1 pseudogene is annotated in these 208 nt (G+C 34.1%); it reads left to right on the top strand.

Annotated features, from left to right (window positions below):
- Window positions 1-208, top strand: a pseudogene (locus V7659_RS14720) (oxidoreductase); the annotation flags it as partial.

Here is a 208-nt window from a genome sequence, read left to right as displayed (position 1 = left end):
ACTTCATACATACCGAGAATTATTTCAGGTGACGGACGTCTTTTGCTGTTTAGGAACGACAATTAAAAAAGCAAAAAGCAAAGAAGCTTTTCGAAAAGTAGATTATGAATATCCAGTCGAGGCAGCTAAAATAGCGAAAAGAAGTGAGGTAGAGAAATTTCTTATTATTACCGCAATGGGATCAAATGCTAAATCCAGTATTTTTTAT

The sequence above is a fragment of the Neobacillus drentensis genome, assembly GCF_036966985.1.
Taxonomy (GTDB): Bacteria; Bacillota; Bacilli; order Bacillales; family Cytobacillaceae; genus Neobacillus; species Neobacillus drentensis_E.
Note: the sequence above shows the minus strand (reverse complement) of the source record. Positions and strands in the feature narration are given on the sequence as shown.